This is a genomic window from Microvirga medicaginis, from assembly GCF_052658925.1.
Genome location: NZ_JBQWEL010000021.1, coordinates 1 through 13,301, shown reverse-complemented (window position 1 = coordinate 13,301; position 13,301 = coordinate 1). Strand labels below are relative to the sequence as shown.

The 13,301-nt window shown below is 62.3% G+C and carries 13 protein-coding genes; 7 read left to right on the top strand and 6 right to left on the bottom strand.

The features are described 5' to 3' along the window. Window positions 1-8: 8 nt before the first annotated feature. From ACUXUR_RS21315 to ACUXUR_RS21295, 5 genes are read right to left on the bottom strand one after another with little or no spacing between them, the layout of a single operon-like run. Window positions 9-1,673: an ATP-binding cassette domain-containing protein gene (locus tag ACUXUR_RS21315; protein WP_445504363.1), complete on the bottom strand. Its 1,665-nt coding sequence runs from the start codon at window positions 1,671-1,673 to the stop codon at window positions 9-11. Continuing rightward, on the bottom strand, window positions 1,670-2,518 hold the full coding sequence (locus ACUXUR_RS21310) for an ABC transporter permease (RefSeq protein ID WP_445504362.1): 849 nt from the start codon (window positions 2,516-2,518) through the stop codon (window positions 1,670-1,672). Before ACUXUR_RS21310 ends, ACUXUR_RS21315 begins: the two co-directional genes overlap by 4 nt. A 9-nt stretch (window positions 2,519-2,527) precedes the next feature. Next, on the bottom strand, window positions 2,528-3,568 hold the full coding sequence (locus ACUXUR_RS21305) for an ABC transporter permease (protein WP_445504361.1): 1,041 nt from the start codon (window positions 3,566-3,568) through the stop codon (window positions 2,528-2,530). Between the two features lie 60 nt (window positions 3,569-3,628). Then, the gene (locus ACUXUR_RS21300) at window positions 3,629-5,266 is read right to left on the bottom strand and encodes an ABC transporter substrate-binding protein (RefSeq protein WP_445504360.1); all 1,638 of its coding nucleotides are present in this window, start codon (window positions 5,264-5,266) and stop codon (window positions 3,629-3,631) included. A gap of 56 nt (window positions 5,267-5,322) precedes the next feature. Beyond that, window positions 5,323-5,868 (bottom strand): ureidoglycolate lyase, encoded by a 546-nt coding sequence (locus tag ACUXUR_RS21295; RefSeq protein ID WP_445504359.1) that lies wholly within the window; start codon window positions 5,866-5,868, stop codon window positions 5,323-5,325. 309 nt (window positions 5,869-6,177) lie between these two features. Here ACUXUR_RS21295 and ACUXUR_RS21290 point away from each other — a divergent pair, with 309 nt between their 5' ends. The 7 genes from ACUXUR_RS21290 to ACUXUR_RS21260 all read left to right on the top strand — a co-directional run bounded on the left by ACUXUR_RS21290 (window position 6,178) and on the right by ACUXUR_RS21260 (window position 12,893). Continuing rightward, window positions 6,178-6,891: a FadR/GntR family transcriptional regulator gene (locus ACUXUR_RS21290; protein ID WP_445504439.1), complete on the top strand. Its 714-nt coding sequence runs from the start codon at window positions 6,178-6,180 to the stop codon at window positions 6,889-6,891. Between the two features lie 388 nt (window positions 6,892-7,279). Further along, window positions 7,280-8,290 carry an ABC transporter ATP-binding protein gene (locus tag ACUXUR_RS21285; RefSeq protein WP_445504358.1) on the top strand — a complete coding sequence of 337 codons (1,011 nt, stop codon included), beginning with the start codon at window positions 7,280-7,282 and terminating at the stop codon, window positions 8,288-8,290. A 43-nt stretch (window positions 8,291-8,333) separates the two neighbouring features. Then, window positions 8,334-9,614, top strand: a complete 1,281-nt coding sequence (locus ACUXUR_RS21280; protein ID WP_445504357.1) for an ABC transporter substrate-binding protein — start codon at window positions 8,334-8,336, stop codon at window positions 9,612-9,614. 66 nt (window positions 9,615-9,680) lie between these two features. After that, window positions 9,681-10,559 (top strand): ABC transporter permease, encoded by an 879-nt coding sequence (locus tag ACUXUR_RS21275; RefSeq protein WP_445504356.1) that lies wholly within the window; start codon window positions 9,681-9,683, stop codon window positions 10,557-10,559. A gap of 4 nt (window positions 10,560-10,563) precedes the next feature. Continuing rightward, window positions 10,564-11,466, top strand: coding sequence for an ABC transporter permease (locus ACUXUR_RS21270; protein WP_445504355.1), 903 nt, complete (start codon window positions 10,564-10,566; stop codon window positions 11,464-11,466). 4 nt (window positions 11,467-11,470) lie between these two features. Then, window positions 11,471-12,205 carry an aspartate/glutamate racemase family protein gene (locus ACUXUR_RS21265; RefSeq protein WP_445504354.1) on the top strand — a complete coding sequence of 245 codons (735 nt, stop codon included), beginning with the start codon at window positions 11,471-11,473 and terminating at the stop codon, window positions 12,203-12,205. Between the two features lie 268 nt (window positions 12,206-12,473). Beyond that, window positions 12,474-12,893 (top strand): nuclear transport factor 2-like protein, encoded by a 420-nt coding sequence (locus ACUXUR_RS21260; RefSeq protein ID WP_445504353.1) that lies wholly within the window; start codon window positions 12,474-12,476, stop codon window positions 12,891-12,893. 187 nt (window positions 12,894-13,080) lie between these two features. Here the strand turns inward: ACUXUR_RS21260 and ACUXUR_RS21255 are convergent. Beyond that, on the bottom strand, window positions 13,081-13,301 hold a 221-nt coding region (locus ACUXUR_RS21255; RefSeq protein WP_445504352.1), incomplete at its 5' end, for a hypothetical protein.

Here is a 13,301-nt window from a genome sequence, read left to right as displayed (position 1 = left end):
AGGCCTCCTCAGCCGGCGCGCCGGGCCAGCGCCCGGTTGCGCTGGGCCTCGCTCTGTTCGATCGGCAGTTCGGCGGCCAGCAGGGTCTTGGTGTAGTCCTGCGCCGGGCGCGCGAAGATCGTCTCCGTCTCGCCGCTTTCGACGATCTTGCCGTAGCGCATGACGGCAACGTAGTGGGCGAGCGACCGCACCGAGTTGAGATCGTGCGTGATGAAGAGCGCGGACAATCCCATCTCCTGCTGCAGCTCCCGCACGAGGTCGATGATCTGCGCCCGCACCCGGATGTCGAGGGCCGTGGTTGGCTCGTCGAACACGACGAAGTCGGGATTGGTCGCCAAGGCGCGCGCAATGCCGATGCGCTTCTGCTCGCCGGCGGTGAGCTGATGCGGATAGGCGCCCGCGAGCTTCGCCGGAAGCTGCACCATGTCGAGCAGCTCCCTTACCCGTCTGACCCGGTCCGCGCGCCTCATCCCGGGATCGAGTTCGAGCGGCTCGGCGATCAGGTCCTCGACGGGCCAGCGCGGGTTCAGGGCCACGTAGGGCTCCTGGAACACCATCTGGATCCGCTTGCGATAGGGGCGGAAATCGCGCTCCGGCAGGGTGGTGACGTCGGCGCCGTCGAAGAGGATCCTGCCTCCGTCGGGATTGAGCAGCCTGACGAGGCATTGTCCGGCGGTCGTCTTTCCGGATCCGCTCTCGCCGACGAGCGCCAGCGTCTCGCCGCGCCCGACCGAGAACGACACGCCGTCGACCGCGCGGACCGCCTTGCTGTTGCCGCCCACGGCGAAGAACTTCTCGAGCCCCTGCACCTCGAGCAGGGGCTTTGCCGGGACTGCGGGCGCAGGGCTTCGCTCGTCGCCCGGTGCATGGCCGCCCATCGGAGTCGGGCGCACCCGCGCCGCGTCGAGCAGGACAGAGCTGTAGGCCTCTTCCGGCTGCTCCAGGAAGCGCCCGGTCGGCTTGAGCTCCACGATCCGCCCTTCGCGCATGATGGCGACGCGGTCACAGTAATGGGCCACGATGCCGAGATCGTGGGTGATGATCACGGCACCGAGGCCGAGTTCGCGGCAACGCTGGACGAGAAGATCGAGCACCTGGACCTGGATGGTCGCGTCGAGCCCCAGCGTCGCATCGTCCGCCAGGATCACCTTCGGCCCGGCGATCATGGCCATGGCGATGACGACGCGCTGCGCCATGCCGCCGGAAAGCTCATGCGGATAGGCATGGGCGCGCCGCTCCGGATCGACGATCCCCACCTTGGCGAACAGGTCGACCGCGGCCTTCCACGCATCCCGGCGACTGCCTCCCCGGTGCGCGCGGAGAACCCGCGCCACCTGGCTTCCCACGGTCTCGACCGGATCGAGAAGCGACTTGGCGTTGGTGCCGATCACCGAGATCTCGCCGCCCCGAAGCTGCTGCTGCTCCCGAGGCGTCATCGTCAGGATGGAGCGGCCGTTCAGGCGCACGTCTCCCGATGCGATCCGGCCCTCCTCAGGCAGCAGGTTGATGAGCGCGCGCGCCAGGATGGACTTGCCCGCTCCCGTCTCGCCGACGATGCCGAGAACCTCGTCCCGGCGTAGGCTGAAGCTCACGTCGTCGAGCACCGGCTTGTCGCCGAACGAGACCGTCAGCTTGTCAACGTCTAACAATACGTCTGAAGGATCTGCGGTCATTGACGCCCCCTCGTTGTGGGATCGGACAGATCCTTTGCGGCATCGCCCAGGAGAGCGAAGCACAGGACGGATATGACGATGGCGAGCCCGGGAAAGAGCGACACCCACCAGACGCCGAGGATCATCTGCTGCGCACCGATGGAGACCATGAGCCCCCATTCGGGCGTGGGCATGCGCACCCCGGCCCCGATGAAGGAGAGGCCCGCCGTCAGCAGGATGGCCATGCCGATGCTGATGGAGATCTGCACGATCGCCGGCGTGAGCGCATTCGGCAGGATGTGGCGGAACATGATCGAGCGGTCGGTGGCTCCGCTGCAGCGGGCGGCGCTGATGAAGGGACGCTCCCGGAGAGACAGGACCTCGGCCCGGATCAGGCGGGCGAACATCGGGATGAACAGCACCGCGAGCACGATGGCCACGTTCCAGATCTCCTGCCCCATGACCGAGACCAGGGCCATGCCGAGGACGAAGACCGGGAAGGATTGAATGAAATCGAAGACCCGCATCACGAGAGAACTGACGGTCCCACGGTAATACCCAATCAGCAGGCCGATCGGCACGCCGATGGCGAACGCGATGGCGACCGCCGAGATGCTGATGAGGAGGTTGACGCGCGTGGCGAAGAGGATCCGCGAATAGATATCCATCCCCGAGACGTCCGTGCCGAACCAATGCGCCAGGGACGGTGGTTGAAGCGAGTTGATGGGATCGGCCTCGACCGGCGAATGGGTCGCGAGAAGAGGCGCGAAAATGATGGCGGCGATCTGGAGCGCGAGCAGGACGATTCCCGCGAGCGCGGCCGGACGGCGCATGACGAAGGCGAGTAGATTGTTGGGGCTGTTCATCTGGCTTCCTCAGACCTTGATCCGCGGATCGGCAAGTTCGTAGAGAATGTCGACGACAAGATAGACGATGAGGATGAACGCGGCGGCGACGAGGACGAAGCCCTGCAGGGCAGGATAGTCGCTGTTGATGACGGCCTGCACGGCATACTGACCGAGTCCTCCCCAGGAGAAGATTGTCTCCACCAGTACCGCCGCGCCGAGGAGGAATCCGAACAGAAAGCCCACCAGGGTGATGACGGGAGGCAGGCTGTTGCGCAGCGCGCCGCGGATGATGGTCCGCTCCGACAGGCCGCAGGCGCGCTGGTACCGCACGAAGTCGCTGCGATAGATGTCGCTGAAGGCCGTCTTCGTCATCTTCATGAGAGCTCCCGCATTGACGATGGTCAGTGTCAGGACGGGCAGCAGCAGACGCCCGGCCGATGACCAGAATGCGGACACGTCTCCGGCCAGCAGGCTGTCGACGGTATAGAACCCGGTGATCTGCGGCGGCGCCGTCACGAGCGCATCGATCCGTCCGAACGGTGCCGGAACGATGCCCGCGATGTAGAAGAGGAAGAAGATCAGCAGCAGCCCCACCCAGAAATCTGGGATCGCGCCGGCGGCGAGCCCGTAGATGCGGGTGCAGGCATCGATGAGGCCTCCTCTCCAGACGACGGACAGGACGGCGAGCGTCACGCCCACGGCCACGGTCAGGAGCATCGCATAGGTGATGAGCTCCAGCGTCGCCGGCGCACGCTCCATCAGATCCACCGTCACCGGATTGGACGTGAACAGCGAGACGCCGAGATCGCCATGAAGGATGTTGCCGACATAGGCGATGAACTGCTCCCAGATGCTCTTGTCCAGTCCCAGCCGCTCACGCAGCGCCGCGATGGTTTCCGGTGTGGCCGTGTTGCCCAGCATCAGAAGCGCCGGATCGCCGGGAAGGAGCCGGACCAGCATGAACGTGACCAGCATGACGCCGAACATCTGCGGGACGATGAGAGGCAGGCGGACTACGATGATCCGCAGGGGGCGCGGCAGCGCGCGCCAGAAACTTTGGAGATTCATGGGTCGCCACATTCGAGAAAAAGGCGCGAGGGTCCATGTTGGACCCTCGCGGGGTTGCACTCATTCCTTGGAGAAGTCGAACCAGGCATTCCCGTTGGGGGTGTACCAGGAATAACCCTTCACGTTGGGCTTGGTCGCCAGCTGGTAGCCCGGGTTCGCCAGAAAGACCCACGGCGCCGCCTCGACCATGATCTTCTGCACGCGCTTCATGTCTTCGAGGCGCTTGGGCTCGTCGGTGCTCGTCAGAGCGCCATTGATCAGGCCATCGACCTCCTCGCTCTTGAAGCGCGAGTAGTTGATGAGGGACGCACTGTTCAGCCAGAGATTCGCCACGTAGGCCGCATCCGGGACGATCGCCATGTCGCGGAAGAAGTACATGGGGATCGTGCCCTTGGTGTAGCGTTCCACGAGGGTCGATGCCGGAAGCTTCGACAGCGTGACGTCGACACCGGCCTTGGCGAAGGCGGACTTCAGGATGACCGCCATCTCCTCTTCAAGCTGATCGCCCGTCCGGTAGCCGAGCTCGGTCTTGAAGCCGTTCGGGAAACCGGCCTCCGCCAGCAGGGACTTGGCCTTCTCGATATCGGTATTGTAGGTGAAATACTGATCCGTGAAGCCCGGGTAGATCTCCGAGATCGGGCTCTTGGTCGGACGCGCGGTGTTGAAGTAGACGGCCTTCAGGATGTCGTCGCGGGGAACGAGATAGTTCAGGGCCTTGCGGACCCGCTCGTCCGTGAACGGCGCGGTCGTGTTGTTCATCTCGACGCGGTGGATGTAGTTCCCGAAGACCTTGTGGACCTTCACGGCGGGAGACTTCTCCAGAAGCGCGAGCTCGCGGGGCAGAAGGTATTCGGCGACGTCCACCGAACCGGCCTGCAGGGCGGCGACCCGGTTGGCCGAGGTCGGCATCTCACGGAAGATGACCCGCTTCAGCTTGGGCGCGCCGCGATAATAGCTCGGGTTCGCCTCGTAGACGACTTCCTGGCCCGGCGAGTACTTGGCGACTTGGTAGGGGCCGAAGGAGGCGCTGTTCGTCGCAAGCCAGCGCTGCGCCCAGGGATCGTCGGACGTGACGTGCTTCTTGACTTCGACCGCATCCAGAATTCCGAGGTCGCTGTTGATCCACAGACGATCGAGGAGAGGCGACGGGTTCGGGATGCTGACCTTCACCGTGTAATCGTCGACCTTGGTGAACGCACCCTCGAAGGCCGGGATCTTCAGGATCTGCGTCATGTACCAGTGGAAGTTCGACTTGAGGTTCCACCCACGTTCGAACGACCACATGACCGCATCGGCATTGAGCTCGTTTCCTGCAGCGCTCTTCACGCCCTTGCGCAGGAAGAAGGTGATCTCCTTCTTGTCGGGCGAGACTTCCCACTTTTCGGCGAGGGCACCGGCGATCTTGCCGAAATCCTCATATGTCACGCCATTGTCGCCGACCTTCGGCGCGTAGGTGAGCAGGCGCTCGTAGACGTTGCGGCGCAGCTCGTGAACCGCTTCGGTCGGCGGATATTCCTGATCAAGGGATTCCGGCGTGCGAGGACCTGCGACGACCAGGGTCGTCTTCGCGTCCTGCGCCTGCGCGGGCGCCGCGAAGGCCAGAGCCGTCGTCAGCATGAGGCCCGACAGAAGGCTCGCCGACCAACCCCGCTCACGCAGGGATCTTGCTTCATACATCATAGGACTGAACAGCTTCATCTTATTCTCCCTCTGTACATTCGCGCCACACCCTCCGCGGCGCAGCCAACGAATTGCTAAAAATCTGCTGACATGACTTGAGGCTTCACCAGCACATCGAAGGGTTCGACTGGGCAGAAGCGGCAATCGTCCGGCGATCCATCCTCATGGACCAGCAGGGCAAAGGTGCCGGGTCGCGAGAGCGCGATCATGCCGATATGCCAGGTGCCCGGATGATAGTTGATGCCTTGCGGATGGCTCACGCTGAAAGCGGCGAGAGTGCCGGGATCGGGCTTTCCGTTCCCGTCGTCGCGGGCGACCACGAGCAGGTAGCCGCTCGCATCGAGCGGAAAGAACGTCTGCGACGAGAAGGGATGGCACTCCATCTCGGCGACCCTCAGCCGCTCGGGCGCCGCATCGCATCGCACGAGGGCGATGTTCGTGCGGGCGTGAGACCTGTGGTTTTCAAATCGGGCCACGAAGTCGAAGCGCCCGGTCTGGGCCGGCGCCGTGAGCAGGTCGCCATAGGGAGCGAAGGCCTGCGTCGTGATGCGTCGCGCCTGGATCGTCGGCGTCGAGGCAAGTTCGCGCCGCTCGTCGGGGAAGTGCACCGGGTTGGGCATGCTTTATCGTCTGTTCGAGAGAAGGACTATTGTCATGACGGTGACTTTCGTCATACCGGTAAGACCACATAAGTTCCGCACAAGGCGGGATGCGATGCAACGGAAATCTTGTCCTTGCCGAACATTTCCACCTTCTGCCTAGGAAAATGCCACGAATGTGCTAAGGATGAGGCAGATCATTCTCCTTAAGAGCACCTCCGATTTGGCCAGACTGGTTTTACCAGTCAATTAGACATAAGGTTACGGCAGCCCCGGAAGGTGCTAGAGGAGGAGCGAGACCATGAGCTTTACGAGGGACGTCCAGCCGTGATGTTCGAAGTCAATGTTTCCCAGATCGACGGTGCGCGCGCTCCCGTTCCTCAGACGGTCATGCTGCGCATCCAGGAAATGATCGCCTCCGGCGAGATCAAGCCCGGAGAGAAGCTGCCGTCCCAGCGGGACCTCGCCCACCGCTTCAGCATCAGCCGCCCCTCCGTGCGGGAAGCGCTGAGCGTGCTCGAGACGCTCGGCTTCATCCGCATCGAGCCCGGGCGCGGCGCCGTCGTCTGCGCGGAGGGATCCCCCGGCGGCTGGCGCTTCGGAAATCGGGTGCCCAAGGAGGACGTCTTTCAGCTTCGTCTGCTCGTCGAGGGCTATACCGCGGGCTTGGCCGCAACCCGGATCAGCGACCGGGAGATTGACGCTCTCCGCACGAGCATCGCGAGGATGCGCCAATGCATCCAAGAAGGCTATCTCGAAGGCGCCGCCCAGGCCGATTTGAGCTTCCACACGGCGATCGTGACCGCTGCCGGGAATCGGGCCTTCGCGGACATGTACCAGGGCCTTTCCGGCATGGTGCTCGAAAGCCACCGCGCACCGTTGACGGCGCGGGACCGCCTGCTCGAGCCCATCGCCGAACACGAGAGCATCGTCGCGGCCCTGGAGCGCCACGAGGCGGAGGGCGCGGTCTATCACATGCGCTACCACCTGATCAAAACGGCGGGACGGACCGGCATCGACGAGGCGCGCTGCCGGTCCTGGTAAGCGGCTTTCTCGCGCACGGTATGACGTGGAGCGGGTCCCGCGCCAACGCATCGAATCCTGCACGGGACACGAGGACGCGCTGCTTACACGCTGCGCAGCGCCGGGCGCCGTTCGTCCTGTCCCGTAAAAGGCGGCCGTTCGAGCCTCACCGACGTTCATGACATGCCGGATCGTGCTGGACCGACATTCTCTTACCGCGAAGCAGCACGACCAGCCTCAGCGCCGCGTAACATTGTTGTTACGGGCCGTTGCATTGCGAAGCGCCTAGGCGGGTGCACACTTTTTGACCATGCGAATGGCTACATTTTGACGCCTCGCGTTCTGGCGAGCGAACGAACGCAGCCGCTATAAAAAGCCTGCTGGATTGATTGCAATCCAAGAGGCTTCGATGGATCACCAGAGTAAGCGCGGCGCAGTTGAATTCGTTCGGGTGACCAAGTCTTACGGGACGTCGGTGGCCGTCGACGGGATCGATCTCAAAATTCCAGCCTCGACCTATTGCTGCCTGCTGGGGCCTTCGGGCTGCGGCAAGACCACGACCCTGCGCATGCTGGCGGGACACGAGGCTGTCACATCCGGCGACATTCTCCTCGATAACGCGAACGTCACGATCCGGCCGCCTGCGAAGCGCGGCACGGCCATGATGTTCCAGAGCTATGCGCTCTTCCCTCACCTGACCGTCGCCGAGAACGTCGCCTTTGCCTTGCGCATGAAAGGCATGCCGAAGGTCCAGCGTCTTCTCAAGGCGCAGGAGATGCTGGAGATCGTCGATCTCGGCCCCTTTGGGGAGCGCCGTCCGGCCCAGCTTTCGGGAGGACAGCAGCAGCGCGTCGCTCTTGCGCGCGCGCTCATCACCAGCCCTTCCATCCTGCTGCTCGACGAGCCGCTGTCGGCGCTCGATCCCTTCCTCCGGCTGCGCGTGCGCGGCGAATTGCGCCGCCTTCAGAAGAGCCTCGGCATCTCGTTCGTGCACGTGACGCACAGCCAGGACGAAGCGCTGGCTCTCGCCGACGTGGTCGTGCTGATGAATGCGGGAAAGATCGAGCAGAAGGGCACTGCGGAGGATCTGTTTTCGCGTCCGAGAACGGCTTTCGTGGCGCGGTTCATCGGCGCCCACAACGTCATCGATCTCGGCGACCGCGCCATCGCCGTGCGGACGGACCGGACGATCCTCGGTCGCGCCGAATCGGAATCCTCCAACATCCGCGAGGCGACGGTGAAGACCGTCGAATACGCCGGATCGGGCTTCTCGGTGCAGCTCGTGGACGACCGCGGCAGCGACCTCACGGCGCTCGTGCCGGAAGCCGATTTCCGCGCCTCGCCCATCAACGAGGGCGAGCGCGTGGCCGCCACCTGGTCGTCGAGCGATGCGCACGTCCTCGAAGGCGGGGCCCTGTAGTTTTCGAACATCAAAAAACCCACAGAGGGAAAAGGGGAAAGTGATGAAGAAAGATAACACGACCGATCTGTCGCGAAGACAGGTTCTGAAAGGCGGCGCGGCGCTTGCGGGCGCGGCCGCCGGCACAGCGATCACCGGCTTTCCGGCCGTCATCGCGGCCGAACCCGTCACGCTGCGCTATCTCTCGACGGCGGTGAATCAGTCGCCGGCGATCGCCGAGCGCGCCGCCAAGGATCTCGGCATCAAGATCGAGTACGTCACCGTCACGACCGACGACGTGACCAAGCGCATCATCACCCAGCCGAACTCCTTCGATCTGGTGGACACGGAATATTTCGCCCTGCGCAACCTGATCCCGTCCGGGAACCTGATGGGCATGGATGCCAAGCGCATCAAGCTCGTTGACAAGCTCGTCCCGGCCCTCACGAAGGGCGAGGTCGCCGGCAAGAAGATCGGCGATCAGGGCACCGCTCCCCACAAGGTGATGTACCTGGAAGGCCAGAACTCCAAGAAGTTCGCCAGCTCCCCGACGGAGTGGATCACGCTGATCCCGACCACCTACAATGCCGACACGCTCGGCATTCGCCCCGACCTGATCGGCCGTCCGATCGAGAGCTGGGCCGAACTCCTCAATCCGGAGTTCAAGGGTAAGGCCTCCATCATGAACATCCCGTCGAGCGGCATGATGGATGCTGCGATGGTGATCGAGGCCAGCGGCAAGCACAAGTACGGCGACAAGGGCAACATGACCCGTGAGGAGATCGACCTCACCATCGCGACCCTGATCGAGGCGAAGAAGGCCGGCCAGTTCCGCGCGTTCTGGACGGACTTCAACGAGAGCGTCAACCTCATGGCCAGCGGCGAGACCGTGATCCAGTCCATGTGGTCGCCCGCTGTGACGGCCGTCCGGCTCAAGGGCATCGCCTGCAAGTTCCAGCCCTTGAAGGAAGGCTACCGCGCCTGGGCTTCCGGCTTTGGGCTCCCGAAGACCCTCAAGGGCAAGGAGCTCGATGCGGCCTACGAGTTCGTCAACTGGTTCCTGTCCGGCTGGGCCGGCGCCTATCTCAACCGCCAGGGCTACTACGCCGCGGTTCTCGAGACGGCCAAGGAGTACATGGAGCCCTACGAGTGGGCTTTCTGGATGGAAGGCAAGCCTGCCGAGAAGGACATCAAAGGTCCCGATGGCGGATTGCTGGAGAAGGCCGGCTCCGTGCGTGACGGCGGCTCCTACGATCAGCGCATGGGCGCCGTGGCCTGCTGGAACTCGATCATGGACGAGAATGCCTATCTCGTCCGCAAGTGGAACGAGTTCATCGCAGCCTGATCTTTTCAGGGATGGCCGGATGACCGGCCGCCCCACCCTCTCTCGATCGGGATTGCACGTCTTCCGATGATTACACATTCGCGCCGGACCTCCTACTGGCAGGCGGCTCCTCTTGCGGCGGTCTTCCTCGTCTTCTTCGTCCTGCCGCTGCTCGCCACGCTGATGGTCAGCTTCTGGAGCTATACAGGCTATTCCATCGAGCCGGCCTTCATCTTCGACAACTACCGCGACGCGTTCGACCGCTGCATTGTGTCCCTGCCCGATCTCTGCACGACGTTTCGCACCTATCTTTCGACTCTCAAGTTCTGCCTGATCGTCTGGCTCATCACGCTCGTGATCGGCTTCACGGTGTCGTTCTATCTGACGTTCCACATCCGTAGCACGACCACGCGCCTCGTGCTGGCGCTTCTGTGCACCATTCCTTTCTGGACGTCGAACGTCATCCGCATGATCTCGTGGATCCCGCTGCTCGGGCGCAACGGGCTGGTGAACCAATCCCTCATCGGCCTTGGAGTGACCAACCAGCCGCTCGACTGGCTTCTCTATTCCGATTTCTCGGTGATCCTCGCCTTCGTTCACATCAACACGGTGTTCATGATCGTGCCGATCGCCAACTCCATGTCGCGCATCGACAAGTCGCTGGTCGAGGCGGCGCGCGACAGCGGCGCGACAGGCTGGCAGATCCTCCGTCACATGATCATACCTCTCTCGAAGACCGGAATCGCCATCGGGTCGATCTTCGTGATCACGGTCGTCATGGGCGACTTCATCACCATCGGCCTCATGGGAGGCCAGCAGATCGCGTCGGCCGGCAAGGTCATCCAGACGCAGATCGGCGCGCTCCAGTTTCCGATTGCAGCGGCGAACGCCATCGTTCTCCTGGCCATCGTCCTGATGATCATTGCGATGCTCATCCGCTTCATCGACATCCGCAAGGAGCTCTAGGACCATGAGCGAAGGCCGCAGCCGCAGCTTCTATCTCCTGTCCATCGTCGTCGCGCTCTACGTGCTGTTCCTCTACGGGCCGACCATCACCATTGTGGTGCTGTCGTTCCAGGGACCCAATGGCGGGATGACCTTTCCGATAAACGGCGTCTCACTTCACTGGTTTCACAATTTGTGGGCCGGGATCGGCGTGCCTTACGTCGGGGATGCGCTCCTGAACTCCCTGAAGCTCGGCGCCGTCGTGACCGTCCTCACGGTCGTGATCTCGCTCATGGCGGGGCTCGCTTTCCGACGCTCGTTTCGCGGCCAGAGCGTCTTGTTCTACACGGTCGTGGCCAGCCTGATCCTCCCGTCGATCGTGGTCTCTCTCGGCATCGCGCTCGAGTTTCAGATCATCGACCAGAACGTCAAGGCGATCGGCGACGCCTATGAGATCGACGCGATCCAGAGCGGCTATCAGACCGCCATGGGCCTCATGACCTCGGGCCTTGGCGCGCATCTGACATGGACCCTGCCTTTCGGCCTGCTGATCATGTTCGCCATCTTCAACCGCTTCAACAGCTCGTACGAGGAAGCGGCGCGGGATCTCGGCGCATCGTCCTGGCAGACATTCGCCCATGTGCTCCTGCCTATTATAGCCCCATCGCTCGTCGGTGTTGTGCTCTTTGGCTTCACTCTGTCATGGGACGAGATCGCCCGATCAAGCCAAGCCGTTGGAGCGGACAACACGCTGCCGATTACGCTTCAGGGTCTGACCACATCTGTGACGACGCCAGTCATCTACGCCCTCGGAACGGTGACCACAGGCATCTCCTTTACGGTCATCCTCTTGGCCCTCGCCATCGTAATCTTTATCCAGAAGCGCCGCCTGCGGCATGGGTCGGATGCAGGAAAGGGTTTGGTCTGAGCTCATGCGGATCCTCGTGGTCAATCCCAACACGACATCGTCGATGACCAGAAAGATTGAGGCTGCCGCGGGGGCTGCCGCAGGTCCGCAAACTTTGCTCGTCGCAACGAACCCAATGGACGGCCCCGCCTCCATTGAAGGCTATTTTGATGAAGCCTTTTCTGTTCCCGGCCTGCTGCGGGAGGTCCGCAAGGGCGAGGAAGCCGGCTTCGACGGCTATGTGATTGCGTGCTTCGACGACACAGGGCTCGACGCGGCACGCTCGCTTGCGATAGGGCCCGTTCTCGGGATCGGCGAAGCGGCCTTTCACTGCGCGAGTCTGATCGCAGGAAAGTTCTCCGTGGTGACGACCTTGTCTCGGTCGGTCCCCGCTATCGAGCACAATCTCGTCCGATATGGTCTCGCCTCCCGCTGCGCAAAGGTCCGGGCGAGCGAGGTACCGGTGCTTGCCTTAGAGGATGAGGCGAGCGATGCGAGAGCGAGGATCTCGGCGGAAATCGAAGCCGCCAAACGCGAGGATCGCTGCGAGGCGATTGTCCTGGGCTGCGCCGGAATGGCAGATCTCGCAGCAGATCTGTCGGTTCGCCACGGCCTGCCGGTTCTCGATGGGGTGGCCTGTGCGATTAAGCTGATGGAAGCCCTTCTGTCTCTCCGTCTCACTACATCGAAGCTCGGTGGCTACGCCTGTCCTCCACCCAAGCCATATGTTGGTATGTTTGCTGCAGACGGCTCCAGCTAAGAGTGATCTCGGCGGCTATGCAATGCCATTCATATTCTCTTATGACGACTTGCGCAGGCTACTCCAGAGGCAAATTATGACCTCAGTGTCTGAACATAGACTAAGCTTGTCTTGTGGCTGTCAGGTTCCTCTCCTGCTTGACCCGGTCAGACTTCCAACAAGATCAGCAGGAGTGCGCGCACTCTTTCGCGATACCACACATTGCTGAATGTGCACGCACACCAATGTATTAGGTCAAATTTCCTCAATGGTAAGGAGACAGAGTACAATGTCGATTGTGACGACGAGCGTGAGTTCAGCACGATCTGATGCAGAGGTCGTGCGGGCGTACCTAGAAGCATCGATGATTCCCGACCCAGACACGGCAGCCACTTACGTGAAACCCGGCACGACAATTACGTTCACCGGCGGGCGCATCTTCGATCATCCCCGAGGGGCAGCATCCTTCAATACGGGACGCTACAAATGGGTCAAGAAGCGCATAGATCGGTTCGATGTTTGCCCGGGAGAGGACGAGACCATCGTCTATAGCATCGGAACGCTTTACGGCGAATGGCCAGATGGGACGCCGTTCGAGGGCAACCGTTATGTCGACCGCTTCGCCCTTAAGGACGGTCTCATCGTTGCGATGGATGTCTGGAACGATAGTGCCGAGCGGATCCTTCAGCAACGCGGGATCGAAGCCTGACAATTTACTCAGCCGCTTCGCTACAGCGCCCGCCTGCCGATGAGAGCGTGCCCGTCGGGACCTACCAGAATAGCGCCGAATGGATGGTTACCATTGACGCGTGCTCGTTGAGCTACGTCGAACGCGCGCCGAAGAAAATTCTCATGCGAGAGATCTGATTGGCCGATATTGTCCATTACTCGCCTTCTCAGAGCCGCACCTTGCGAGTGGGTTGCTGCAGCACCAGGACAAGGGGCTCGTCGACGAGAGTTACAATCTCGCCAGCAGCCTGGAAGCTGCCGATCTGTTCAGCCAGTGGATCGACAACATTGCAGGATTTTGACGAAGGAGAAGCCAGGGGAGCTCTCCTGCCCTTCTGGATGTCCGCTTCAAGTCTCTCAACTGACTGAAGCCTTAGGTCTGCCTTGT

Bases quoted from the DNA above. Each gene is read 5' to 3' on its own strand.
- ACUXUR_RS21290 (WP_445504439.1), top strand. From the start codon at position 6,178: ATGTTCGAAGTCAATGTTTCCCAGATCGACGGTGCGCGCGCTCCCGTT.
- ACUXUR_RS21260 (WP_445504353.1), top strand. From the start codon at position 12,474: ATGTCGATTGTGACGACGAGCGTGAGTTCAGCACGATCTGATGCAGAG.
- ACUXUR_RS21305 (WP_445504361.1), bottom strand. From the start codon at position 3,568: ATGAATCTCCAAAGTTTCTGGCGCGCGCTGCCGCGCCCCCTGCGGATC.
- ACUXUR_RS21300 (WP_445504360.1), bottom strand. From the start codon at position 5,266: ATGAAGCTGTTCAGTCCTATGATGTATGAAGCAAGATCCCTGCGTGAG.
- ACUXUR_RS21285 (WP_445504358.1), top strand. From the start codon at position 7,280: ATGGATCACCAGAGTAAGCGCGGCGCAGTTGAATTCGTTCGGGTGACC.
- ACUXUR_RS21280 (WP_445504357.1), top strand. From the start codon at position 8,334: ATGAAGAAAGATAACACGACCGATCTGTCGCGAAGACAGGTTCTGAAA.
- ACUXUR_RS21270 (WP_445504355.1), top strand. From the start codon at position 10,564: ATGAGCGAAGGCCGCAGCCGCAGCTTCTATCTCCTGTCCATCGTCGTC.
- ACUXUR_RS21310 (WP_445504362.1), bottom strand. From the start codon at position 2,518: ATGAACAGCCCCAACAATCTACTCGCCTTCGTCATGCGCCGTCCGGCC.
- ACUXUR_RS21275 (WP_445504356.1), top strand. From the start codon at position 9,681: ATGATTACACATTCGCGCCGGACCTCCTACTGGCAGGCGGCTCCTCTT.
- ACUXUR_RS21315 (WP_445504363.1), bottom strand. From the start codon at position 1,673: ATGACCGCAGATCCTTCAGACGTATTGTTAGACGTTGACAAGCTGACG.
- ACUXUR_RS21295 (WP_445504359.1), bottom strand. From the start codon at position 5,868: ATGCCCAACCCGGTGCACTTCCCCGACGAGCGGCGCGAACTTGCCTCG.
- ACUXUR_RS21265 (WP_445504354.1), top strand. From the start codon at position 11,471: ATGCGGATCCTCGTGGTCAATCCCAACACGACATCGTCGATGACCAGA.